The following is a 25,203-nucleotide window of genomic DNA, read 5'->3' as shown; positions in this document are numbered from 1 at the left end:
AGGGTTTGGTCGGCCACGATGGCAACCCTGCTTTGATCCGTTTTCGCCGTCACTCTCTTTGCAATCCCACCGCCGCTTTTCTTTTCTTCGCTGACACCACTGATATGCTTTCACGCGTTGCTGAATCCGTTTATTGGATGAGTCGCCAAGTGGAACGTGCCGAGAACATTGCACGTTTCCTGGAGGTCACTCTGAACTTGATCCTGGATCAACCTGAAAACTTGGTTGATCCATGGAGTCCGTTGGTGCAGGTCACTGCCGACGAAGAATGGTTTGAAGAGAAGTACGGCAAACCGGACAGTCGCAATGTTGTTCAGTTTCTCGCTTTTGACGATGAGTATCCCAACAGCATGGTTTCATGCTTGCGTGCGGCTCGCGAAAATGCCCGGGGCGTTCGCGAGACGTTGTCATCCGAAGCGTTTGAACAATTGAATGAGTTCTATCACTTTGTCGGTGACGCCTCGCCGGCTGCGGCGATGGATCCGACCAGCCAGTTCTTTGACGCGGTACGCAAACAAACGTTGTTATGGAGTGGTGTCTTTGCCAGCACCATGGCCCAAGACAGCGGCTGGCATTTCGCGAACCTGGGTCGCATGCTGGAGCGGGCCGACAAGACGTCTCGCATCCTGGATGTGAAGTACTTCAACTTATTACCGAACTTGGCCGACGTTGGCACGGCGGTGGATGATTTGCAATGGTCGGCGCTGCTTCTCGCAATCAGCGGGATCGAAGCCTATCGACGTGATCACCATCAAATTGAAATTGAAAAGGTCGTTGACTTCTTCCTCTTCAATCGTAGTTTTCCAAGATCGATTCACCACTGCATCGCATCAGCAAACTGGTCGCTTGGTGAAATCGAAGAAGCCTCTTCCAGTGATATGGCGCGGACGGCGGGTCCCATACTCGACGAACTGCAGCATCGTTTGGCTCACACACAAGTCGAAGAAGCCCTGGCGGGCGGCATGCACCAATTCGTTGATTCGGTGCAAACCGAGATCAACCGAATCGGTGAGGCTCTTGGACAAGACTATTTTCAAATCTCGGTGAATACATGACGATCCGCGTCGCGCTGCATCATAAAACGTCTTACAAGTACGAACGACCGATCATGGTCGGTTCTCAACAAGTCCGATTGCGTCCGGCCTATCACGGTCGAACGCCCATCGTGTCGTACAACCTAGCGATCTCGCCAGAGGACCATTTCTGCAACTGGCAACAAGATCCGTTTGCCAACCCGGTTGCGCGATTGGTGTTTGAAAAACCGACGGATCACTTCACGGTTTGCGTGGACTTGGTCGCGGACATGACCGTGATCAATCCGTTTGAGTTCTTCGTCGATGATTCGGCTCAGGAATGGCCGTTCGAATACGACGATCAAGTCAAACGGCAACTGGCCAGCTATTTGGCGCCGGTGGAGATGACGCCGAAGTTCGAGCAGTGGATTGAGACGCTTCCCAAGAAGTCGGAGCGAATCATCGATTTCTTGGTCGATGTCAATCGAGCCGCTCAGTCGAAGGTCGACTACAAAATTCGCATGGAACCGGGTGTTCAAACACCGGAAGAAACGCTGACGCTGTGCAGCGGTTCGTGTCGTGACTCGGCATGGTTGCTGGTCAACGCTTTTCGTCACATGGGGATGGCCGCACGGTTTGTCTCGGGCTATTTGATTCAGTTGACTGCCGATCAAGAATCCTTGGATGGGCCAAATGGACCGACCGAAGACTTCTGCGATTTGCACGCTTGGACCGAGGTTTACCTTCCGGGTGCCGGATGGGTCGGACTGGACCCGACCAGCGGTTTGATGGCCGGCGAAGGTCACATTCCACTGGCCTGCACGCCGACGTTCACCGACGCGGCACCGATCATTGGTGGACACGAACCGTGTGAAGTCGAATTTGAGCACGAGATGACAGTCACGCGGGTCCATGAAGATCCACGGGTGACGAAGCCGTACGCCGAATCCACTTGGCAAGACATTCTGCAGGCCGGTCGAGAGATCGATGAGCAACTGGAAGCCGCTGATGTGCGGTTGACGATGGGTGGCGAACCCACGTTTGTTTCAATCGACAACATGGATGACCCGCAGTGGAACACAGATGCGGTTGGCGAAGAGAAACGTGTGCTCAGCAATGTGCTGCTCACGCGACTGCGCGAACGCTGGGCTCCCGGCAGTTTGCTGCACTACGGACAAGGCAAATGGTATCCCGGTGAGTCACTGCCTCGGTGGGCGCTGACCTGTTTGTGGCGTCGCGATGGACAATCGATTTGGCACGATGATCAGTGGATCGCTGACGAAGGCAAAGACTACGGTCACACTCATCGCGATGCCGAACGTTTCGTGAAATCTTTGGCCCGTGAGCTGAATGTCAGCGCTCGAATGACGTTTCCAGTTCACGAAGACGTCTTTCACTACCTGTGGCGAGAGAACCGTCTTCCGATTGACGTCGAGCCAACGGACCCGAAGTTAGAAGACCCCAACGAACGCGCGATGATGATGCGGACGTTCAACGCGGGATTGGGGTCACCGGTTGGATTCGTGCTTCCCGTTCGTCGGGCGTGGTGGCAGGCTCGTCCGGGTTGGATCAGTGGGCGATGGCCGGTTCGAAGCGAACGGGTGTATTTGATTCCTGGTGATTCGCCGATTGGTTTGCGATTGCCGTTGGACCGTTTGCCGGTTGCTTCCGCTTCGGAAGTTCCGTTCTACACCGCACCGATGGACCCGACCGCTCCGCATGGACCGCTGCCATCGACGGACATGCCGCGCGGCAATGAACAGGATCCTCGCACCCAGCAACGAGGAGATTCTCGAGAAGAGGCACGCACACGGATTCATCCTCAGGTTTTGGATGAAGAAGACGACGACAATTTGCCAACCAGTGAAGATGTCGTGCAAACGGCACTTTGCGTCGAATGTCGCTATGGCCGGTTGTATGTCTTCATGCCGCCAACGCAGCGGATCGAAGACTACTTGGATCTGGTCACAGCGATCGAGCAGACTTGTGCGGCGACTGAACTGCCGGTCATCATCGAGGGGTACTTGCCTCCATCGGACGATCGAATTGAGTTGTTCAAGGTCACTCCTGACCCAGGTGTGATCGAAGTCAACACGCAACCAACGGCGTCATGGGATGAGTTGGTTGAATTGACTGAATCGCTATATCACGAAGCCCGCAAATCACGGTTGGGAACCGAGAAGTTCGATCTGGACGGCTACCACACTGGGACTGGTGGCGGGAACCACATCGTGATGGGCGGGCGATCAACCAACGAAAGCCCGTTCTTGCGACGGCCAGATTTGTTAGCCAGCTTCATTCGGTTCTGGAACAATCACCCGTCGCTGTCGTACATGTTCAGCAGTCGTTTCATCGGCCCGACCAGCCAAGCGCCTCGGATGGACGAGGCAAGGCAGGACGCGGCTTACGAGATGGATATCGCGCTGAGTCAGTTGCCGCCGTCAGAAACGGATGTACCGCCGTGGTTGGTCGACCGTTTGTTCCGTGACTTGATGGTTGATTTGACCGGCAACACGCACCGCGCCGAAATCTGCGTCGACAAGTTGTATTCGCCGGACAGTTCCACCGGTCGTTTGGGCTTGGTCGAATTGCGTGGTTTTGAAATGCCGCCGCACGAACAAATGAGTTTGGCTCAGTTGTTATTGATTCGATCGTGTGTCGCCGCGTTCTGGCAAAAACCCTACGACCGCCCGATCCAACACTGGGGCACACGGCTTCACGATCAATTCTTGCTGCCTCACTTTGCTTGGCAGGACCTCACGCAACTGGTCGGGGAACTCAACGCCAAGGGATCCCCGATGTCAGCGGATTGGTTCGCGGTGCATCACGAATTCCGGTTCCCGTTGATTGGGGAAATGGTTCTCGATGGAATGCGTGTGGAACTTCGAAGTGCGATCGAGCCTTGGTACGTAATGGGCGAAGAACCCGGCGCGAGCGGCACGACTCGGTTTGTTGATTCATCGCTCGAACGATTGCAGGTCTTGGTCGAAGGTTTGGAACCCGATCGTCACGCGTTGATGGTTGCGGGCCGCGAAGTTCCGCTTCATGCGACCGGCGTCGCTGGGCAATACGTCGCTGGCATTCGCTATCGAGCGTGGCAGCCACCTCGATGTTTGCATCCGACAATCGGCATCCACACCCCGCTGCGATTTGATCTGGTGAACCGAGCGGCTCATCGTTCCATTGGCGGGTGCACTTACCACACCGTCCACCCGGGCGGACTCAGTCACGAGCGTTTCCCGGTCAATCCGAAGGAAGCCGAATCGCGTCGCGCATCGCGTTTCCGTGAATTGACGCTGACGGGTGGCGAAATTGTGTTGCCTGGATTGCCACCGCGAACTGGATTTGAGCCGTTCCCTGTGACGATGGATCTACGACGCGGATAAAGAAACTCTGAAAACCGTTGTTGAGGCCGCGAGTTTCCTTGGAAATGGTGAATACCAGCCGCTGATCAGGTTATTCGTTAATCCACGAGCTTCGTTACAATTGAGCGTCAACGCTTAACCGCGACGAAGTGTGTTGACCCAGATGGATGATCCTTGGGTCGTCGCTGTTGCCAACTCAGATCGAACCACAGGTGAACGTGCCGATTCCCACCGCAGCTGCCCAATCCAGTGAATCATCGCCGGCACCGCCCCCGGCTCTGTCACTGGCAAACTACGCCACGATGGCGGAACGATACGACGAATGTCGGCTGCCCGATGGGCCGTTGCGTCCGTGTTGGAAAAGCATTGCCGATGAAGTCTCGGCACTCGGCGCATCGGGACTGAACGATCGCGAATCGCAAATCGAGCAATTGATTCGCGAAAACGGTTCGACTTTTCAGATTGATACGGGCGAAGGCACGCAGACTCGTCCGTGGCAATTGGCAACCGTTCCAATGGCAATCGCGGACGACGACTGGAATCGGTTGGCGACCGGGTTGGCACAACGAACTCGCGTCCTCGAAGCCATCTTGGCTGACCTGCTTGGGCCTCAACGACTCATTCGCGAGCGCGTGTTGCCGCCGGAATTGTTGTGGGACAATCCCCGGTTCCTTCGCGTCTATCACAACTTGTCCGTCTCGGCCGGACATCGGTTGCACTTGGTTGGCTTCGATGTCGCACGTGCCAGCGATGGCGCTTGGTGGGTCACCGGTGATCGCACCCGGGCGCCGAGCGGATTGGGCTATTTGCTAGAGAACCGCATCGTTCACGGCCGCGTTTTCCCGCATCTCAGTCGTGCAGCGAACGTGCGTCGATTGGCATCTTTTTTCGGGACGATGCGGCGGCACTTCCGTTCACTGGCACCTCGCCAAAACGAGAATCCACGGGTTGCTTTGCTGACGCCCGGACACGGCAGTTACCGCGATTTTGAAGACGCTTATTTGGCGAGGTATCTGGGATACACACTCGTGCAAGGCCGTGATTTGGCCGTGCGTGGCGAGCGGTTGCATTTGAAAACGTTGGGTGGATTGCTGCCCATCGAAGTTCTTTGGCGACACGTTTCTGATCGGAAGTGTGATCCACTGGAATTGGATGGTCATTCGACCGAAGGCGTGACAGGTTTGTTGCGATGCAAACGCGGCGGCCAATTGGCGGTGGTCAATTCCATCGGCACCGCGATCGCCGAGATGCCCGCTTTGATTCCATTCTTGCCCGCTGCCGCAAAGTTGTTGCTCGGTGAAACGCTGCAACTCCCCAGCGTCGCGACGTATTGGTGTGGGGCCGAGAAAGAACGTCGCTATGTGCTGGAACATCTCGACGAATTGGTTTTGCGAGACGCATTCGCGGTCAACGACACTCGTCCGGTGATGCCGGTCCGCTGCACAGCCGAAGAGAAGGAGGCGTTGGTTCGTCGAATCAAGGCGCAGCCCAACCGATTTGTCGGACAGCATCGTTTGGCTCACAGCGTCACGCCCGTGTGGCACGGCGAGCGATTCGAACCGTGGCACGTCTCACTGCGAACGTTCGTGTTGCAGACCAAAACCAGTATCGAAGTGTTGCCGGGTGCCTTGGCTCGTGTCAGTCCCAAAGAGGATCTGCTGAGCAACTCGCCCACGCAGGGTCAGCTGACGCAAGATTGTTGGATCGTGAGCGACAAACCCGTCGACCATGACACGACGTTGCTATCGAATGACGAGAGCACGATTGTGTTGCGACGTAGCGGCGCCGAATTGCCGAGTCGCGTGGCGGAGCATCTGTTTTGGTTGGGACGTTATGTCGAGCGTTGTGAATCCATTGCACGATTGCTGCGGACGACGTTGGCTCGTTTGGTCGGTGAAGACGACCTCACTGATCCGCCCGAAATGTCGAGGTTGATTGCTGCTTTGGCGGCTGTCGGCCAATTGGAACCGGACTACGCGATTGAAGGTCTCGACGGCGCGATGCCGCAAGTGGACAGCATGTTGCCCGCCAGTGTGTTCGACACCTCCAATCCACGCGCATTGCAAATATCGGTCGCCAGTGCGCTGCACAACGCGACCGCGGTTCGCGATCGGATCTCGCTCGATGCCTATCGAATTTTCCAGAGTGTGCACGCGGATATTTCTGGTTCGCGGCGACCATCGACGATCAACGTTTCTCGAGCGATGGAGCGACTCAATCGTCTGATCACTCACCTGATGGCGTTCAGTGGATTGACTGCGGAAAGCCTCACGCGAACCCATGGATGGCGTTTTGTCTTGTTGGGACGTCGTTTGGAACGAGCCGATCAGACCGCGGAATTGTTGCTTGCCACGATGGTCCGACCGATCGCGGACGAAGTCGGCTTGTGCGAAAGCATCCTCGATGCGACCGACAGTTTGATGACGTATCGTTCGCGATATTTGTCGTTGGTTCGTCCCGCACCGACGATTGATTTGATGGTCACGGATGAAACCAACCCACGATCACTGCGTTTTCAACTCAACGACATCCAACAGTTGCTCAACGATTTGCCAACCGAACCCGGACGGGTCGCATTGGGTGCAGACGAGCGTTTGGCGCGAGAACTTCAGCACCCGTTGTTGATTGCCGACGTGGCGACATTGACAGAAGTCAGCGAGTCGGGGAATCGTGCCGAACTGCAACGCTTACTCGAATTGGTCCAGGCCAGAATCCCTCAGCTCGCCAATGCCATCGCGGGGCGATACCTCATCCACACCGCGCCGGAACAAACTCTGACTGGTGACCGCGAACAAACGTTGGATGAGTCATTGATGCCTCCCGAAGCGACTCAAGGGTGAATTTTATGCCTCGGTCGGTTACTTACAACATCGTTCACGAAACGAAGTACAGATACAGCGAACCCGTTGCGGTCTGCTTGAATCAACTTCGCATGCGTCCGCAAACTCGTCCGCCGTCGGTGGTTTGCAACCAGTGTTCGGTTTCGATTGATCCGGTGCCTGCGAAAATCGACATGCACCCGGACTACTTTGGCAACATTGTCGATTCGTTTGCAATCGAATCGCCGCATGAGGCTTTGGTCGTCAATGTCACCAGTCAGGTGCAAGTCAACGCGATCAACCCATTCGATTCGCCCGGCATTCCAACGGTGGCTGAATTGGTCAACGCGATTCGAACGGGCCAAAATGAGTCGGATCTTTTCGCGAAGGAATATATCTTCGCTTCACCTCGCATTCCTTTGGGCGACCACTTCGCCGAGTATGCCAGGTCGATCATGGACGAGTCCTCCTCGCTCTTGGATGCAGTGCTTCATTTGACCAAGCACATCAACGAGGACTTTCAATACGATTCGACGGCCACCGATGTCGCGACCACCACACAAGCCGCGTTCGAATTGAAAGCGGGTGTTTGCCAAGATTTTTCGCATGTCCAAATTGCATGTTTGCGAAGCCTAGGATTGCCGGCCCGTTATGTCAGCGGTTACTTGCGAACCTTGCCTCCCCCGGGAAAACCGCGATTGATTGGCAACGACGAATCGCACGCGTGGATCAGTGTCTACGCGGGAGAAACGTTGGGCTGGATCGATTTTGATCCGACCAATGCGTGTCAAATCGGCGTCGACCATATTCCGGTTTGTGTGGGTCGAGATTATGACGACATCAGCCCCATGCGCGGCATCGTACTAGGCGGCGGCGACACGACCCTTGCCGTCAAGGTGGACGTCGCACCGGTCGAACTGCCAACAGAGGTGGGGCCACCTGCCTGAGGCACCTTTGGACGCCTCTCGCCTCAACGCCTCTTTGCCCATTCGCTATTGGCACCCAGCAACGTCCACAAGGATCTTGTCCATTGTAAGAACGTCGCTGCTGTGGGAACGATCAATTGATCGACACGCAAATCTGCCGTGAGTAGAGATCGTGCGGTTTTTTGATGCCGCTTTTCGGCAGATTCCCACACGGCGTACCTCTCCTGAAACGAAGTTTGGTGAGCGGTCGAGCGACGCCGTTCAGGCGTACGCGAGGGTGAGGGCCGAGCATGGGAAAAGGCGCACATTACCCTCCCCGGAATTCTCGCTGAACGCTCGCATTCCGATCCTCCCCAATTGCGTTCAGGAGGCTGATTTCAACCTTGCGAGCACGGCACTTCAAAACTGCACGACCTCCGTATTGGAGGCTTTTTGGAAAACGAGCCGGCTTCATCGGGCTTCTCCACTTTCGCCCCGGATGGGGCAATCGTCCGTAGCTCGGGGCGGAAGCCCCGAGACCGATGCGGAACCCAGCAGGCCGCCCCGGACGGGGCCGTCGTGGGGACTGTTTGGGCGGTTCATCGTTCCGGGGCCTGACGACCCCGGCAATGGATGTATCGGCCCTTCGGGCCTTATCGAGCCGAACGATGGTGCTTGGCACCATTCGACGATCCACCAGCAAGAATGCGTCCGAAGCTCTCCGGTGCAGCGATTTGGTTAAAAGAACTCCGTCCCCCTTTATCGCTCCCGGCAACTTGACCCCCAACACACGCCACAAGTCAACGCGTCAAACGGTCTTGAAATTCCAACAGGCTGTCTGTGAAACGCAGTGCATACTCAAACTTCTTGACGGACTCCAATTTCGAGATTCGCAAGTAGACTGAATAGGCATCAAAATCGGCGCACTTCGAGAGCGAGTCCAGATCAACCTGTCCGGTCTCATTGTATCGATCAACGTACTCGAGCAGCCGATCCCGATGAATCGATTCCCAGAATGCAATGAACTCAGGGTCCGATGTTCCACCGCTTTGATTTGACAAAACATTGACCCGATGACCGCCCCGGCTTTCTCGAGCCTCCATGTACTCAGGCATCCAAATCGCCAGGCATGCCAAGATGGTGACGGCGCCAACAAATCCAATCAATTGTTTCATCATTCTGCTCGCTTCAGGTCAAGTTTGTTCTGATCCTAAAACGATAGGTCGTGTTTTCGGCCAATGCCACCAAATGGGGGAATTTCGTGTCACCCATCCATACACCGACGCAATGTCGTTACTCGAGGCGATGAGCGGCGATAGCGCGGTGAAGTCGAAGAGGTGAAGTGGCTGGTGTGGCTCTCTGTGGGTCGGACCTTCCGGTTGGGTAGCGGCCATACACCGCAAACTGAGCCGCTGACCGCTCCGATGAGGTGCCAACTCCATGAGAGTGATCGAGGTCAGCTACATCTCGCTGTCCTCACAGGGCATCCGCCCTGAACACGGACCGATGTACTACGACATTGGGTAGCGCATGAATCAGGAGGGTGAAATGACGATCCAAATCGCAACGTCCTCGGGAGGGAGAACGGAAAAACGCTGGCAGGTACCATCCGACGATCCGGTAGCAAGAATGCTACTGCAGAGCTCCGGTGCAGACCAATGGTAGAACTACCTCCGTCCCTTTTTCGCGTCTGACGAGGCCGGTCCGATTGAATCTTCGCGGAGGAATGGTGAAGCCTCCCTATACGACGGAGATCACCTCGTGCGTTTTGGAGGCTTTCTGAAAAGGGAGCCGGCTTCATCGGGTTTCCCTTTCGCCCCGGATGGGGCGATCGTCCGTAGCTCGGGGCGGAAGCCCCGAGACCGATGACAGAACCCAGCAGGTCGCCCCGGACGGGGCCGTCGTGGGGACTACCGAATTGCTCCGGTGCACGAGTATGGTTAAACGCCCGCCGTCCTTTGACCGTCCCCGGCTTCATCGGGCTTCTCCACTTTCGCCCCGGATGGGGCAATCGTCCGTAGCTCGGGGCGGAAGCCCCGAGACCGATGCGGAACCCAGCAGGTCGCCCCGGACGGGGCCGTCGTGGGGACTACCGAATTGCTCCGGTGCACAAATATGGTTAAACGACCTCCGTCCCCTTTGACCGTCGTCCCCTTTGACCGTCCCTGGGTTGGGAGGGGTCCCGGGCAACCGGGCCCTTATCCCGATTGCGATGGTTCGCCGCATTCATCACGTCTCGGTACTCATCGGCCGGTACAAGTACGCAGCGATGTTGTCGGGGAAATCGCATCGCGACATCCCGCGACATAGTCCGGCATAGTACGCGGTGTTAATGTGGACCGGAAGACATTCGGAAAGAAGGGCTAGGTTTGGATCAGGAGCCTTGCGTTTGCGGTAGTTCTGCACAGCTTTTTGTGTTGATACATGGAAGGCGTCTTGATCTTCGTCGACGATCGCCTGCACGATGTTTGCCAAAAGTCGAACTCGAGCTTTTCGACTGTCGGAACACCGTGAGAGTTTGCGACCGAAACCAGGCTTGAAATCACCCTGAAAAAGACCGGCCGTAACCAGTGTCAGTTCTTGAATCTCGCTGTCGAGTGGACCTTCGTAGCCCGACTTCTTGCGCGGTGTGGCCCATTGGCAAAGCCGTTCCATTCTTTCGTTCATGTCCAAGTAACCGCAGAGGAAAATGCCTTCGCTTAGCGGCCGATACCAGCCGTCAAGACTTGTCTTTCCAGCGTCGAAATATTCGATTGCGGAATCAACCGAATCGCTAGCAAGCTTGATAAGCTTTGGAAGCGGGGCATTCGCACCCAAATGCCTCGCACGTATCAATTCACAGCAGATGTGCTGATTGCGTTTGTTGTGGCCGTCTTCTTCAGCGTGTTGAAGGAGTGACTCCACAAGTTCTTGGAGCGAGAATGTGACGTGAAATCCAATCTCACGAGCGGCATTATTCAACGGTTCCTGAGGTACTCCAGGCGGAGTGATGTATTCCCCGCGACGTGCAATTTTGCGAATCGTTTTACCGATCTCGCTGACTTGATCTCGCAGTTGGCCTTTGGCTTCGTCGAGTTCTGCTTGCTCTTCGGGTGACGGTGGCGTGTAGTATTTATCCGCCGTACCTTTGAACACTGCAATAAACTTCAATTTCGACGTGACATCGACCCCAGCGTGTTTGCTCAGTTCCGACAGCATTTCGTCTTGCCAAAAGCGAAGGCTTTTGCGTTTCCGTGCCTCAACAACCGAAGCCGCAAGTTTATAGAGCGAGTCACGGTCGAAGAGGTCTTCTGCTACGGCAAGCACTTGGTCGCGGGTAGAGTCATCCATCGAGGTGAAGCTTTGAGCGTACTACGGTCGGCGAACGGTAGCGATATGCGGGCGGCGGCAGTTAACTAACCACTTCAGACCGGCGACCACCGCCGCTTCGTCATCATCGCATCGTTAGCCGCCGTTGTGAATTAGGAGCCGTGGATGAGATCCCTGATCTGTTCTTTGAGTGGGAGTTTCGCTACGAGCTTGCATGCAGACAAGCCATTCTCAGTTTCGAGATCCGGGTCCGCATTGTAATCCAGCAGTAGTTTAATGACCGAAATTGATTCAGCGAGGACCGCCCACATCAAGATCGTCGACTGGCCGAATTCCTTCGAGAGAGTCTCCGCGTTTTTCACTTGGCGACGAAAATCGTTCGCGTCATCAACGAGTTGTTGCATCCTGGCCTTCCGGTCGGACGAAGGCGCATCACGCAGCACTAGATCCCACATCACATCGAGATCGCCGATAGCGCCCCGGAACAATGTGTTTGGATCAAGCCCCGACTCCAGTTTCTGCTTCAGGGCTTTTCGGTCATTGAGGACCGCATCGACGATGACATAGTCCTCAGGTTGCGCGGGAAGATAGTCGCGCAGCGTACGCGCAATGCTCTTTGCACCTGCCTGATTCTGAAGAAGATGGGCCCGACGGCCATCGAAGGACGGGATGTTTCGGCAGAGCGACTCTAAGGCGTAACGCAATGCGCTGCGACCGGTATGATCGACGCGCAGCGGATCGGCACCAGCCGCGATCAATGCGTCAAAGGTCGCTTTTCGACCGAAGGCCGACGCATACATTAGCGGTGTGCGGCCAGCGGGGTCGGCAAAGTTGACATCAACGCCAAGGTCAATCAACGCAAGTGCCTTGTCGTCTTTGCGTCTCTCTTTAATCGAGACATGCAGTGAGTTGTGTCGGTTGCCCTCGATGTTACCGCCATATTCCGCGAGCACAGCGAGTGACTGGACACCGCTGTATTCCATCACAATCCCATCGTTTGGGTCGACACCCAAATCCAAGAGCAGTCGAACAGTTTTGGGATGGTCATGACCGAACTTACTGGCGTTGCGGAGTAACTTGTAATTGATCTCATCCGATTCAGTCAGCAATCCAGAACTGATTGCGCATTCAAGCACTGGCGCAAAACCATTGGACGAAGCGTGATCCAGTATCTCGCCCAATTCCTCGGCAGACACGCCCTTTTCGAGGCGTGAAATCATTGTCGATTCGACTTTTCGCATGACCACATTAGGTTCAATCGGGGAACGCTTGCCGTAACCGGGAACGGACAGTGGACTTTCCATTTGTAAAACCCTGCAAGACGTTCTCCGGTTCACAGCTTAGTTATCCGACCAGGTGACGGACGGAATCGAACTGCGACAATCCCAGCGAGGACAATCACGGTAGCACAAACAAGGCGGATCAGGGTACGCAACAACAAGTTGGCTTTAAGCCGCATCTTCTCATTTGCCGCGACCGATACCTCTCGTTGGAAACGGGAGTAGTCTTGGCTTGATGGATCGCACTCAAGCATTAGTTCTTGGTAAGAGATCATCCGCGAATAAGAATTTTGCAATTGCTGCGAGAAATCCGGCTGGTCACGCTGGTCAATCGCCCAAACCCATGCAAGGACTGAAATCGAAATAGCCAGTGCACACAGCGAAGCCTTAAATATGGAACTGCGAGACATGTCAGCTTGAAAAACCGTTGAAGGCAGTGAAGCAAATGGGTCTCATTCGGATAACTTGTTTCTCAGTCGTCGGACCGACTGGAATATGGATTTTGGGGGTGTTTTTGCCGGTTTGTTGGTGAGAACAAGTCGAGTGTTTGGGCTCCACGGAGACTTGTTCTCACCGAACGGGAACTTGTTCTCAGCGGCGTCTCCCCCCGTTGGGTTGTGTTCAGTTTGTCGGAATCGCAATGGCGATGCAAGCGAATCCGCTTGGGGAAAACCAGCCGCATTTGTTTGCCTGGCGCCAACTCGCTGGGAGAGGCTGGCTTCCCGGTTGACGGGGCGGACTCGGTGGTGGGCAGCATTGATACGAGCCACACGTTTTTTCATTGCCTTGCGTCATCGCTGGTAGACTGGGCGATCGGTTTTGAGATGTGTCTCCCTTGGAAAGAGCGATGAGTTCGTTTACTCGACGAAATGTTTTGCGTGCCGCGGGTGTTTCGGTGGGCTTGCCGGCGTTTGCATCCTTGTCAGTCCATGATGCGTCTGCGGAAGAAGCCAAACGCAAACCGGAGAGGACCAAAGCGAAACGTCGTATGGTCTGCATCGGCAACATGTTGGGGTTTTATCCGGATGCGTTTTGGCCCAAGCAGTCAGCCGAACCTGATTCAGCGTCTACCACACAAGTCAGCCAAGGTTTGGTCGAACATCATCAGATGCGGTTCGGCGAATCCAGCCAATCGCTCGCTGAGATTGAAGAGCAACTGACCGTCATCTCCGGGCTCGATCATGGACTCAAAGGCGGCCACTTCGCGATTCATGCGTTCTTGTCCGGTGTTCGTCAAGTCGACGCGCATACGATGCCAATGGCCAATATCACGCTTGACCAGTTCGCGGCCCAGTCGGTCTCTGGGCAAACCAGGTTTCCGACGCTGACGATCGGAAGTGAATCTGGAATCCATGGCGGGTGTCAGCTTTCTTGGACGCGAAGTGGAACGCGGGTGCCACCGATTCCTGGACCACAGCAATTGTTTGAAACATTGTTTGTGGGGACCGATCCAAAAAAGAAACAAGCCGCTGCGGAACGCATCGGACTGAAGAACTCGATTTTGGATTTGGTGCATTGGAACGCGAACGACCTCAAAAAACGACTGAACCAACAGGACCGCCACAAGTTGGACGAGTACCTGACTTCGGTTCGTGACGTGGAGGAACGGTTGGCTCTACGTAGAAATTGGATCGACGTGCCGAAGCCCGAAGCTCCGTTTGATTCTCCGAAGAATCGCAATCTCGTCGAAGACTTGCCGTTGCTGTACGACTTGATTGTGCTGGCGTTGCAGACTGACTCGACACGAATCGCGACGCTCGAAATTGGTGGTGACTTCAATCCAAATGATTTGGGGATCAAAGGTGGCTACCACGCTTTGTCGCATCACGGGCAACGCCAAGAGAACATCAATAAACTGGTCGCGATCGAACGTTACCAAGTCGAACAGTTCACTCGCTTCGTCAATAAACTGGCGAGCACCCATGATGAGTACGGGCCGTTGCTCGATCAGACTTCGGTGTTGTTTGGAAGCGGAATGGGCAATGCGAATTCTCACACCAATTCCAATTTGCCACTAGTCGTCGCCGGCGGTGGTGGCAAGAACGGGCGATTGCTGGCGTTTTATGAGAGAGCAAGAGACCGTCCGCCTTTGACAAATTTGTTCGTCTCCATGCTGCAAGACTTCGGAGTCGAAACCGATGCTTTCGCGACCAGCACCGGAACGTTAAGAGGTTGGGCGTGATGCTGTCGTCGCATGTGTTTCGGCTATTGGTCGTCTGCGTTTTGTTGCAACCGTGTGTTGCCGGGCTGGCAGAGGAAGCTCAGCCAATCGACCCGGTTGGGTTTCTCGAGAACTATTGCATCGATTGTCATACTGCTGACGATCCGGCAGGTGAGCGAGACTTCGAGTCACTCAATTTGGGCGATTCGCACTGGGACACGCAGCTAGCGTTGCAGGAAGCGATCGATCAGTTGACGCTTCGATCGATGCCGCCAGAAGACGGCGACCAACCGTCCGAGCAAGAACGCTTGGCCGCGATCGACGCGTTGACTCAGCAATTGACTCGAATGCGTCAGGAATCAAGCAGCACCAACGGTCGCACCGTGTTGCGACGACTCTCCCGTCGCGAATATCGAGAAACGGTTTCTGATCTGTTGAAGATCGACATGACCATGTTCGATCCGACGCACGAGTTTCCGGCGGACAATTTGTCGGAACACTTTGACAATGTTGGTGACACATTGGTGATGTCCGGCCATCTTTTGGAACGCTACCTCGATGCGGCCGAACAGTGTGTCACCAAAGCGGTTGGCCCAAACGAGCGACCCAGCACTCAGGAATGGAGATTCCATCGCAAGTTCCCGCAACAAGCGGAACTACGGACGGCCCACGCTCGCGCGTTTCTCAATCGATATCTGTGTCTGTACGATCATCCATTCAACGACAAAACCGAGGGCGGATACGGTCACATCGAAGCGTTTGCTGGAGGCGTTCCGGTCGATGGTGTTTATGAGGTCTGGGTGCATGCGAAAGCGATGCATCGAGATACAAAGTACAGCGAACGAGCGGTCAAAATCGACTTGGAAGAACCGTTTCGATTAGGAATCCGACCCGGTGATTCGCGGATCGGTGACATGCCGCACCGGCAACCAATCCAGCCCTTGCTGGCTGAGTCAGTCGTTTCGGACGATGAGTTTGAGTGGATCCGATTTGAGGTCCCGCTGGATCAAGGGTTCGTTCCGCGATTCACATTTGAAAACGGAATGCATGATGTCCGCGGATCGTTCGCCCGTATCTACCGGATGCATTTCAATTTGCTTCCTCAAGAAATTCGCGACACGCGGGGCATCTTTGAACAACGCATTGCCATCATCAGTGAGGGGACACTTCCCCACTTGCGAATTGATGAAGTGAAGGTTCGCGGGCCGCTTGATGTGAAATGGCCTACTGAGAGTCAGCAGGCTTTATTCGGCGGCAACGTGACCGGCGAAGAACATTGGACCGATTCGGAAGTGCGGGATCGGATCGAACGATTTGCATCGAGAGCCTACCGGCGTCCGGTTACTGAAACTGAGGTTGAAGGATTGGTTGCGTTTTTCGATTCACGAAAAGCATTTGGACGCTCGTCGCATCAGGCCTATGGCGACACCGCCAAAGCGATTCTTTGCAGCCCTTCGTTCTTGTATTTCCAAACATCAACGACGGAAGACGGACAGCTTTCAGACCATGCATTGGCAGAGCGTTTGTCGTACTTCCTGACGTCGAGCATGCCCGATGACACACTGCGTCAATTGGCTGATGAGGGAAAGCTCAACGATCCCGAAACTCTGCGGCAACAAACCCGACGATTGCTCGCCTCAGAGGAGTCCGATGAGTTTGTGGCCGACTTTCTCGACAACTGGTTGGATCTTCGTTCGCTCGGATCGATGCCGCCGGATCCAAGGGAGTTTGCCGCTTTCTATTCCGGCGATTTGCAAGTCGATATGAAAACGGAAACTCGAATGTTCTTTCGAGACCTGATCGATCGAGATGCTTCGCTGAACGAATTGTTGACCGCTTCGCATTCCTTCCTCAATCGTGACTTGGCCAAGCTTTACGGAGTCGATGAACACTTTCCGCCGGACAATGCCTCTGAATTCCGACGCTTCGATTTCGCACAGTCGCCTGTTCAAAGGAAGCTTGGTCGCGGTGGATTGTTGGGCCAGGCCAGCATTTTGACGGTCTCTGCCAATGGCATCGAAACGTCGCCCGTGACTCGCGGGGTTTGGTTGCTGGAAAATGTTCTCGGCACACCCACGCCGCCGCCACCAGATGACGTGCCGGCGATCGAGCCTGATACGCGAGGTGCGAAAACGATCCGCGATCAGTTGTTGAAACATCGTGAGGATGCGACTTGCTTTCAGTGTCACCGAAAGATCGATCCGCTTGGTTTCGCGATGGAAGGCTTCGACGCGATTGGTCAGTCGCGGAAGGTCTACAACATCAAATCGGGGCGACCGATCTTTACGTCCGGCGAACTTCCCGGTGGTGCCAAGTTTGATGGTCCCGAGGAATTGAAGCAGCAACTGGTCGAACGGAAGGATTTCATCGCTCGGACCGTCACCGAACGGTTGCTAACGCATGCACTTGGTCGACGAATGGAACCGACCGACCGTCCAGCGGTTGATGCGATCCTGATGCCGCTGAAGGCCGAGGACTACCCGACCGCTCGGCTGATTGAATCCATCGTCACCAGCGAACTTTTTCGCCGCTGATCAGGACTGGTTGTCGCGCCAACTTGGGCGTCGACGTCGGGCTTTGGGATGGTGGTAAACCAGATCAAAGGTCGCGTCGCGGGCCGATAGCTTTTTGCCATCGGGACGGTCGGTGGGACGGAACACTTTTGCACGCAGACGTTTCTTTTCATCGAATTGGTCATCATCCAATTCGAATTCGACATAGGAATCGATGTCGAAGGTCTCGCCGTTGTAGGCTTCCCATGCTTTGAAGTGGAAGAAGACGTCTTCGCGGAAATCGTCCGAGTCGATGAAGCCGTATTCGCCTTCGGGCTTGATGACTTTGATGCGGCCCAAGCGTCGTTTCTGGATGCGAAACGGCTTTTCTGTATCGTCGGAATGGTCTGTTCGAGGTCGGTTCATACGGTCAGTTTAACTCGGCCGATCCAGGAACGTCAGTCGTATCCAGCCAACGAGCGACTGAATTTGCCGTCGCACGACGGATCATGCGGGGCCACATGGTCGCGTCGTCTGCATTCAGAATATCCGATGTGGCCGGGATTCGGTGCCAAATTCCCTCTTCGATTTCGGTTTCGAGTTGTTCAGCAGTCCAACCCAGATGGCCGACGATCAACCGGTAGGGATGTTCATCCGACTTCATCAACGCTTCTAAGTTCTCGCGTTGAGCGGCAACGAAAATGCCTTCGCCCGATTCGGCTTCCGCCAGTTCGCGACTGGAGTGAACCGCGACGATGGGTCCCGACAGTGGTCCACCAAAGTGCAGTGACGAGCCGTTGGCCAATTTTCCTGCGATGAGCTGTTGTGCCAATTGATCTTTTTGGTCACCCGAGATCACGACTGCAGGAACGCCCTCGACCGGCTGATCTGACGCGTTCGCCTGCTGATCGAGGCTTCCGTCGATCTCCGCTGTCTCGTCTATCTCTTCCGCGTTCCAGCGAGGGATTTTCGGCGTTTCTTGCGGATTCCCTTGGATGGTGATCGCACCCGCCATGGCTTGCATGGGGCGGTTGAGCATCAATCCAATGGCGTGTTCGGAGTCTTCATGGACCATCAGGCAAACCGCTTGGTTCAGCACCGTGCCATCGACCAATGTCGAGCTGACCAGCAAATTACCCGCTTGAACGTTTTGCATGTGATTTCCAAATGGACGGAGACGAGGGTGGTTGCCAAAAAGACAGTCACCCGTGAAGACTGCTGAGTAGATAGGCAAGCGGCGCGCCAAACGCGATTTCGCGGCCTCCCGAGTTCTCTAAAAGCCCCTGATTTCCGGTCTCAAACAGCTATGAGCGATTTCATTCCACCCGCGATGGGCCAAATGCGAAAGAACTACTCCTTGGGAGGGCTCCATGAAAACGACGCGAAATCTGACCCTTTGGTTCAGTTCCAGTCCTGGTTCGAAGAAGCCTTGGAGGACGTTCCCAGCTGGTTCGAGCCCAATGCGATGACGTTGTCGACGAGCGGTCCCAGCGGCGATATCACCAGCCGCATCGTTCTTTTGAAGGGAGTTGAAGAAAAAAAGTTCCTCTTCTATACGAACTACGATTCGACCAAAGGATCGCAGATGCGAGCCAACCCGCGGGTTTCGCTGTGCTTGTTTTGGCCGCACTGTCAACGCCAAGTCCGCATTCAAGGAACGGTGGACAAGGTCTCGCGAGAGATGTCGGAAACGTACTTTCATTCGCGACCTCGTGACAGCCAACTGGGAGCTCACGTCAGTCAGCAGTCTTCGGTCATCGACTCCCGCGAAGCGATGGAGTCATCGCTGGAACAATTGAAAGCTCGCTATCCCGAAGGCACCCAGATCCCATTGCCTGAGAACTGGGGCGGCTATGCGGTGACGCCGATGAGCTTTGAGTTTTGGCAAGGACGACCGAGCCGATTGCATGATCGTTTGGTTTACAAACGCGATAACGCCGACTCAAACGATTGGATGATGCAGCGACTCTCGCCGTGACACAACCGAATTCTGGCGAACCCGGCTACTGGGAAGTCGAATGGCTGCTCCCGTCTGATCATTGCTGGCTCGATTGAGCCTGCTGGATTTGCAAGGTTGACTTCGCATCGGTTGAGTCGTCGTTCGGGTCAGGTTGTCGAACCGTGATCGACAGATTGATGGATTGATAGGTGCGATTGAATTCTTCAACAAACGATTCCTGATGCGTCGGCGGCATCAGCAAGGGACCCTCCGCGTGGTCGCCTTGGAACAGGATCGCATCGCCAGGAAGAGTCTCTCGCCAACTGCTCATGATCTCGATTGAACCCAGGCTGCGTGCGAATCGTTTGGGTGAGGGAATCCGAGTGTCTTGTCGACTCGGTTGATGATCGTTTCACCGTGGAAGTAACGTCGAAGATTGACGCACGCCAAATCGTTTGAGTCATCGACTCGGCGAGCGGATTGTGCGCCGACGTGTGGTGTGATCAACACATTGGGATCGTCCCACAGCGGGCTGTCTTCGGGCAACGGTTCGGTGTACGTCACATCGACGCCGGCGCCCGCCAAGTGACCGCTTTGCAAAGCATCGACCAAGGCTTCTTCGTCGAGCACCTGACCGCGAGCGACGTTGATCAAGTAGCCGCCCGGTTTCATCGCGGCAATCTGTTCGGGGCCGATCCACTTGCGAGTTGACGCGTTCAAGGGCAATGTCAGGATCACAATATCGCTGGTCGCGAACAGATCGTTGACGCGAACGGCTGGCCAAAGCGTTTCGACTTCAGGCGGGCAGTCTTCCGGGTAAAAATCCGTCGCGATGAGACGAACATCCCATGGAGCCAGCTTCGCCGCGATGGCTCGCCCGTTGCCGCCCAGTCCGACAATGCCGACGGTCTTTCCGCGGAGATCGTCGGTGGGAAGACGAACGAATTCACGTTTGGGACGGGCTCGTTCAAACAGCCCAATGCGACGTAAAACGCCGAACAATAACGCGAATGTTTGCTCGGCGACTTGAGGTGCAAACAGCCCCGAGGCACTGCTGACCATGATGTCCGGATTCGCGATCACGCCGGGAACGAGGCAGTGATCCAGGCCAGCGGCGCTGGATTGGATCCAACCCAAACGTCCGGCCGCCAAGACGCGATCCCAGTCGACGGGAACCTTCGCGTGCCCGATGAAAATGTCTGCCGTGGGGAGCAATTCGTCGATGCGTTCCTGACCGGCATCCACGACTTCGACATCGTGGTTGAGTTGGCAGTTCGGGTCCGCCTTCAATTCCGCGAGCGTTGTTTCGAGTTGTTCGATGTGTCGCGGCAGGGCGGGGTAGCACAAGACGACTCGGCGAACCGAGTCGATCTCACTGAGCGGCAATCGTTCACGCGGTTGCGACATTGACGAACACCTTCAGGGCATCTTTGTCTTCGACCAACAAACGCATCATCTCTTTGTAGTTGTCGAGGCCATCAACCGGGTTGGTCAGGATCTTTTCCAGCACACCGGGGAACATCATGTCACCGAGTGCGAGGTCGCGGATTCCCATCTCGAAGTGGCCGCGGTTGGCGTTGACGCTGCCGAGCAAGAGCTTGTTGCCGAGCACCCATTCGATGTTGATCTTGTCCGAAGGGACTTCGGTTTTGCGTTCGCCACCGGTGATGCCGGTCCAAACCACGACGCCGTTGTGACCGATGTGTTCCATCGCTTCGAACGCCAGCGGGCTAAATCCGGTTGCGTCAACGATCAAATCAGGGCGACCGGTCTTGGCGACCAATTCCGTCATCGAAGTTTGCGAGGTGCTGACGTAGGTCGATTCCATTCCCTCGACGATTTCAGCTTTCAGGTTGGGAGCTTCGCCGCGGGCGAGGGTAAAGACCTCCAGTCCGCGAAGCTTCAACACCAACGTGGTCAACAAACCGATTTGTCCGGCACCGAGGACGTAAGCGACCTTGGGGTTCCAAACCTTCATCCGGCGTTGTGCTTCGTAGGCTTGGTGAACCGCTTTGGCCGCGCAGCTCATTGGTTCTTGCAACACGTGCAGGTGTTGCAAACCTTGTGGCACGCGAACGATGTATTCTTCTTCGTCGACGAAGTACTCGGTCAAGAAACCATGACGCAGGTTGATGCCGCGTTCGTAGTAGGTTTCTTCGCTGGTCATGTCGTTGGTGCCGATCAAGTCATAGATCGAGTTACCAGGACGGCGGACGGTGGCGGTCACGTAGTCGCCGGGTTTGACTCGTTTGACGTTCTCGCCGACGGCTTCGACGATGCCAAAGCATTCGTGGCCGATGACCAGGTAATCGTCTCCGTCGGGAGCGTTGCCATACAACGCGTCATTGATTTCGCGGTCGGTCGCGTCGACGCCAACCTTCAAGACTTTGACCAGCACACCCAGGCCGTCGGCGACTTGGTCAACCGACGGACGAGCGATCTCTTGCATGTGAACACTGTTGGGAGTTCCCGGCTTGACCGCGACGGCTTTCATCAAAAAATCCACTCATCTGGGGGTGTCGAAGAAAAATTGGAGGCCGCTTTCGACCCCGCCAATCGGTTCGGAAGACAGAATCGCCCACAAACCGCCCAGATCCTAGCGAGACGGCGAATTTCCCGTGAGGGGGTTCTCTATGTATTTTTGACAAGAACGGTTGTCAAAAATCAAAGGATTGGAATACTGGAGGTATGGCAACATCTCCTTCCACTTCTGAATCGACCACCGACACGTCGACCGAAGGCCCCATTTCGGTGGTTCCTTCGCGATCGCAACCGGCGGTGAATGCAGCAGCGGTTCGGAGCGTGGATCGCGAGTTGTTGCTTTGTCTTCGCAGTGGAAAGCCGAAGTCGATTGGTGATTTGACGGAACAATTGGGCGTGACCGCGACGGCGGTTCGGCAGCGTGTCGAACGGTTGCTCGAGGTTGGGTTGATCGCTCGAGAGAAAGTCGTCGCTGGTCGTGGTCGGCCGACTTACCACTACGTTTTGACGCCCGCGGGTTATCGCCGAGCGGGTGCGGACGCGACCGAATTGGCTGAGGCCATGTGGGCGGAGATCGTCGCAATGGCTGACGGTGATGTTCGCGAACAATTGATTACCGCGATCGCGTCTCGACTGGGGCGTCAATTTGCCGCGGCATTGCGAGGCGATGCTGATGGCGTCGCGGTTCACGACGAAAAGAAGCCGCCGTGTTCGTGCCAGCAAACTGACGCGGACCAGGATTCGTTCCAAGAACGGATGCAGCGATTGACGGCAATGCTGCAAACGAAGGAGATTTCGGCCTCGCTGATCGAGCCGGCTTCTCAACAAGACGGTGTCCTGCCGGTTTTGGACATCGAGGCATGTCCCTATCCAAGTTTGACCGCTGCGGCGGGCGACCGGTCGATGTGCCGACTCGAAGAACAAATGTTGTCCGAAGCCTTGGGCGAAGACGTCCATCTGAGCAGCTGCCGGATGGACGGCGACTCATGTTGCCAGTTTTCAACCAAATCCGACAACGAACCCAATTCACCCTCCAATTCCGAATCGGGCTGAGAGAACCAGACTCACCGATTTCGCTATACGACCAACTGTTATCTCTTGAAGGCTTGTCTTGCAATGAATCACATCCTGAAAATCGAAAACCTGCACGTTTCCGTCGGCGACAAACCGATTCTGCGTGGGGTCAACCTGACGATCAAACACGGCGAAACACACGCCCTGATGGGACCCAACGGAAGCGGCAAAAGCACGCTCGGTTTGGCGATCATGGGTCACCCGGGTTACACCGTGACCGAAGGCAGCATCACGTTGGACGGCGAAGACGTCCTTGCGATGGCACCCGATGAACGTGCTCGCACCGGAATCTTCATGGCGTTCCAACGTCCCATGGCAATTCCAGGCGTGAAGATGGCTGACTTCCTTCGTCACGCAACGACCAACGTTCGCAACCCGGATCGCAAAGAAGGCGAAGAGCTGATTCCGATGCGGGAATTCCGCAAGGAACTGAAAGAGAAGATGGCTCACCTGCGTATGGATGTTGAGTTCGCACGCCGCTACGTCAACGACGGTTTCTCCGGCGGTGAAATGAAGCGAGCTGAGATCCTTCAACTCGCCATGCTGCAACCTAAATTCGCGGTTCTCGATGAGACCGACTCTGGGTTGGATGCCGACGCTGTGCGTTTGGCCAGCGAATCGATCGCCGACATCGGTCGCGAGAAAATGGGACTGTTGATCATCACGCACCACGACAAATTGTTGGTGCACAACCCGCCCGAGTTCACACACGTGATGCTTGGTGGCCGTCTGGTTGAAACCGGCGGCAAAGAATTGGCCGTGGAATTGCACGAGCATGGTTACGACCGGATTCGCAAGTCGTACCCCGAGGCCGAAGCTGCCAACCAAGAGATGTTGGCTGAAGAAACCGCTGTCTGATCGACTGCGACGATTCCTACCGAAACAGACTCCACACCACGCCTACTGAGATTTACCTATGGCGACCGACGTCACTGAAAACGACCAAATCGGCGAAATCAATAAGTACAATTTCCGCACCGAAACCACCGGTGTCTTCAAGGCCCAAAAAGGCCTGAACGCGGATGTTGTCAATCAAATTTCAGACATCAAGAACGAGCCAGACTGGATGCGGGAATTCCGCTTGAAGTCACTGGCCGAGTTCGAATCACGCCCCATGCCGAAATGGGGCGGTGCGCTGGATTTGGATTTCCAAGACATCTACTACTACCTCAAACCAACCGGCCAGTCCGAGAAGTCTTGGGACGATGTTCCCCAAGAAATCAAAGACACGTTTGACAAATTGGGCATTCCCGAGGCGGAGAAGAAATTCTTGGCCGGTGTGAAGGCTCAGTTCGAAAGCGAAGTTGTCTACGGTTCGTTGCAAGAAGACCTCGCCAAGCAGGGCGTCTTGTTCACTGACACGGACGCAGCGGTTCGCGATCATCCTGAATTGCTGCGAGAGTACTTCGGCAAAGTCATCCCGCCGACTGACAACAAATTCGCGGCTCTCAACAGCGCGGTTTGGTCCGGCGGTTCGTTCATCTATGTGCCACCCGGCGTGCAGATCGAATTCCCATTGCAGGCGTACTTCCGTATCAACGCGGAGAGCATGGGCCAGTTCGAACGAACGTTGATCATCGTCGACGAAGGTGCCAGCATTCACTACGTCGAGGGCTGCACCGCTCCGATGTACACAACCGAATCGTTGCACAGTGCGGTCGTGGAAGTGATCGTCAAGAAGGACGCTCGTTGTCGTTACACGACGATCCAAAACTGGGCCAACAACATCTATAACCTGGTGACAAAGCGTGCCTACGCCTATCAGGACGCGACGATGGAGTGGGTCGACGGCAACCTCGGCAGCAAGCTGACGATGAAGTACCCCGCCGTTCACATGATGGAACCCGGTGCTCGTGGCGAGATCCTTTCGATCGCGTTCTCGTCAGCCGGCCAGCATCAAGATGCGGGTGCCAAACTTGTGCATGCGGCGCCCAACACAACGGGCCAAATCATCAGCAAGTCGATCAGCAAGAACGGCGGTCGCAGCAGCTACCGCGGTTTGGTTCGCGTTGAACCGGGGGCTCACAACAGCAAGAACAATGTTGTTTGTGATGCGTTGATCTTGGATCCGGAAAGCCGCAGCGACACGTACCCGTACATCGAGATCGCTGAACAAGACGTTCAGATCGGTCACGAAGCCAGCGTTTCGCGAATCGGCGAAGAGCAAATGTTCTATCTGCTCAGCCGCGGTCTGACCGAATCAGAAGCCAGCACGATGATCGTCAACGGTTTCATCGAACCACTCGTCAAAGAGTTGCCGATGGAATACGCCGTCGAGATGAACCGATTGATCCAACTGCAAATGGAAGGCAGCGTCGGCTGATTCATCGCCGACCTGCAAACACTCGCCGCTCGCGACTTTACT

The 25,203-nt window shown here is 55.4% G+C and carries 19 protein-coding genes and 1 pseudogene; 11 read left to right on the top strand and 9 right to left on the bottom strand.

Translation table 11 applies throughout. The features are described from left to right. Window positions 1-104: 104 nt before the first annotated feature. The 4 genes from CEE69_RS25350 (at window position 105) to CEE69_RS25335 (ending at window position 8,144) form a co-directional block, all read left to right on the top strand. Complete coding sequence (locus CEE69_RS25350) at window positions 105-1,055, top strand: alpha-E domain-containing protein (RefSeq protein WP_261341362.1); 951 nt, start codon at window positions 105-107, stop codon at window positions 1,053-1,055. Continuing rightward, on the top strand, window positions 1,052-4,399 hold the full coding sequence (locus CEE69_RS25345) for a transglutaminase family protein (protein WP_099263391.1): 3,348 nt from the start codon (window positions 1,052-1,054) through the stop codon (window positions 4,397-4,399). The genes CEE69_RS25350 and CEE69_RS25345 overlap by 4 nt, the downstream gene beginning before the upstream one ends. A gap of 146 nt (window positions 4,400-4,545) precedes the next feature. Beyond that, window positions 4,546-7,218 (top strand): circularly permuted type 2 ATP-grasp protein, encoded by a 2,673-nt coding sequence (locus tag CEE69_RS25340; RefSeq protein WP_099263390.1) that lies wholly within the window; start codon window positions 4,546-4,548, stop codon window positions 7,216-7,218. Between the two features lie 5 nt (window positions 7,219-7,223). Beyond that, window positions 7,224-8,144, top strand: a complete 921-nt coding sequence (locus CEE69_RS25335) for a transglutaminase family protein (protein ID WP_099263389.1) — start codon at window positions 7,224-7,226, stop codon at window positions 8,142-8,144. A gap of 758 nt (window positions 8,145-8,902) precedes the next feature. Here the strand turns inward: CEE69_RS25335 and CEE69_RS25325 are convergent. After that, window positions 8,903-9,280, bottom strand: coding sequence for a hypothetical protein (locus CEE69_RS25325; protein ID WP_099263388.1), 378 nt, complete (start codon window positions 9,278-9,280; stop codon window positions 8,903-8,905). Between the two features lie 150 nt (window positions 9,281-9,430). Between CEE69_RS25325 and CEE69_RS33830 the strand changes: the two are divergent. Continuing rightward, a pseudogene (locus tag CEE69_RS33830) lies at window positions 9,431-9,629 on the top strand (IS91 family transposase); the annotation flags it as partial. Between the two features lie 702 nt (window positions 9,630-10,331). Here CEE69_RS33830 and CEE69_RS25315 read toward each other — a convergent pair. The 3 genes from CEE69_RS25315 to CEE69_RS25305 all read right to left on the bottom strand — a co-directional run bounded on the left by CEE69_RS25315 (window position 10,332) and on the right by CEE69_RS25305 (window position 13,101). Continuing rightward, window positions 10,332-11,432: a hypothetical protein gene (locus CEE69_RS25315; protein WP_099263387.1), complete on the bottom strand. Its 1,101-nt coding sequence runs from the start codon at window positions 11,430-11,432 to the stop codon at window positions 10,332-10,334. A gap of 131 nt (window positions 11,433-11,563) precedes the next feature. Beyond that, window positions 11,564-12,715, bottom strand: coding sequence for an ankyrin repeat domain-containing protein (locus tag CEE69_RS25310; RefSeq protein ID WP_099263386.1), 1,152 nt, complete (start codon window positions 12,713-12,715; stop codon window positions 11,564-11,566). A 29-nt stretch (window positions 12,716-12,744) separates the two neighbouring features. After that, complete coding sequence (locus CEE69_RS25305) at window positions 12,745-13,101, bottom strand: hypothetical protein (RefSeq protein WP_099263385.1); 357 nt, start codon at window positions 13,099-13,101, stop codon at window positions 12,745-12,747. A 437-nt stretch (window positions 13,102-13,538) separates the two neighbouring features. Here CEE69_RS25305 and CEE69_RS25295 point away from each other — a divergent pair, with 437 nt between their 5' ends. Both CEE69_RS25295 and CEE69_RS25290 read left to right on the top strand, forming a co-directional pair. Further along, window positions 13,539-14,873 carry a DUF1552 domain-containing protein gene (locus tag CEE69_RS25295; protein WP_099263383.1) on the top strand — a complete coding sequence of 445 codons (1,335 nt, stop codon included), beginning with the start codon at window positions 13,539-13,541 and terminating at the stop codon, window positions 14,871-14,873. After that, on the top strand, window positions 14,873-17,386 hold the full coding sequence (locus CEE69_RS25290) for a DUF1592 domain-containing protein (RefSeq protein WP_099263382.1): 2,514 nt from the start codon (window positions 14,873-14,875) through the stop codon (window positions 17,384-17,386). The genes CEE69_RS25295 and CEE69_RS25290 overlap by 1 nt, the downstream gene beginning before the upstream one ends. Here the strand turns inward: CEE69_RS25290 and CEE69_RS25285 are convergent, their stop codons facing one another. Together CEE69_RS25285 and CEE69_RS25280 are read right to left on the bottom strand one after the other, a co-directional pair. Next, window positions 17,387-17,770 (bottom strand): cold shock domain-containing protein, encoded by a 384-nt coding sequence (locus tag CEE69_RS25285; protein ID WP_008654737.1) that lies wholly within the window; start codon window positions 17,768-17,770, stop codon window positions 17,387-17,389. A gap of 4 nt (window positions 17,771-17,774) precedes the next feature. Then, window positions 17,775-18,500: a YqgE/AlgH family protein gene (locus tag CEE69_RS25280; RefSeq protein ID WP_099263381.1), complete on the bottom strand. Its 726-nt coding sequence runs from the start codon at window positions 18,498-18,500 to the stop codon at window positions 17,775-17,777. A gap of 150 nt (window positions 18,501-18,650) precedes the next feature. On the opposite strand from CEE69_RS25280, the gene pdxH reads away from it, so the two are divergent. Next, the gene (gene pdxH / locus CEE69_RS25275) at window positions 18,651-19,322 is read left to right on the top strand and encodes a pyridoxamine 5'-phosphate oxidase (protein WP_099263380.1); all 672 of its coding nucleotides are present in this window, start codon (window positions 18,651-18,653) and stop codon (window positions 19,320-19,322) included. A gap of 58 nt (window positions 19,323-19,380) precedes the next feature. Here the strand turns inward: pdxH and CEE69_RS25270 are convergent, their stop codons facing one another. The 3 genes from CEE69_RS25270 to CEE69_RS25260 are packed head-to-tail and all read right to left on the bottom strand — an operon-like array spanning window position 19,381 to window position 21,789. Beyond that, a complete protein-coding gene (locus CEE69_RS25270) occupies window positions 19,381-19,614 on the bottom strand; it encodes a hypothetical protein (RefSeq protein WP_099263379.1) in 234 nt (77 codons plus the stop codon). Continuing rightward, window positions 19,611-20,690, bottom strand: coding sequence for a D-2-hydroxyacid dehydrogenase (locus CEE69_RS25265; protein WP_099263378.1), 1,080 nt, complete (start codon window positions 20,688-20,690; stop codon window positions 19,611-19,613). Before CEE69_RS25265 ends, CEE69_RS25270 begins: the two co-directional genes overlap by 4 nt. Beyond that, entirely contained in the window at window positions 20,674-21,789 is a 1,116-nt protein-coding gene (locus CEE69_RS25260) for a glucose 1-dehydrogenase (RefSeq protein WP_099263377.1), read from the bottom strand. The genes CEE69_RS25265 and CEE69_RS25260 overlap by 17 nt, the downstream gene beginning before the upstream one ends. Before the next feature lie 182 nt (window positions 21,790-21,971). On the opposite strand from CEE69_RS25260, the gene CEE69_RS25255 reads away from it, so the two are divergent. The 3 genes from CEE69_RS25255 to sufB all read left to right on the top strand — a co-directional run bounded on the left by CEE69_RS25255 (window position 21,972) and on the right by sufB (window position 25,161). Then, the gene (locus CEE69_RS25255) at window positions 21,972-22,817 is read left to right on the top strand and encodes a helix-turn-helix transcriptional regulator (protein WP_099263376.1); all 846 of its coding nucleotides are present in this window, start codon (window positions 21,972-21,974) and stop codon (window positions 22,815-22,817) included. A 63-nt stretch (window positions 22,818-22,880) separates the two neighbouring features. Further along, window positions 22,881-23,696: a Fe-S cluster assembly ATPase SufC gene (gene sufC, locus CEE69_RS25250; protein WP_008654728.1), complete on the top strand. Its 816-nt coding sequence runs from the start codon at window positions 22,881-22,883 to the stop codon at window positions 23,694-23,696. Window positions 23,697-23,754: 58 nt separating this feature from the next. Beyond that, entirely contained in the window at window positions 23,755-25,161 is a 1,407-nt protein-coding gene (gene sufB / locus CEE69_RS25245; RefSeq protein WP_099263375.1) for a Fe-S cluster assembly protein SufB, read from the top strand. Window positions 25,162-25,203: the final 42 nt, after the last annotated feature.

This window comes from Rhodopirellula bahusiensis (assembly GCF_002727185.1).
In the GTDB taxonomy this organism is placed as follows: Bacteria; Planctomycetota; Planctomycetia; order Pirellulales; family Pirellulaceae; genus Rhodopirellula; species Rhodopirellula bahusiensis.
Note: the sequence above shows the minus strand (reverse complement) of the source record. Positions and strands in the feature narration are given on the sequence as shown.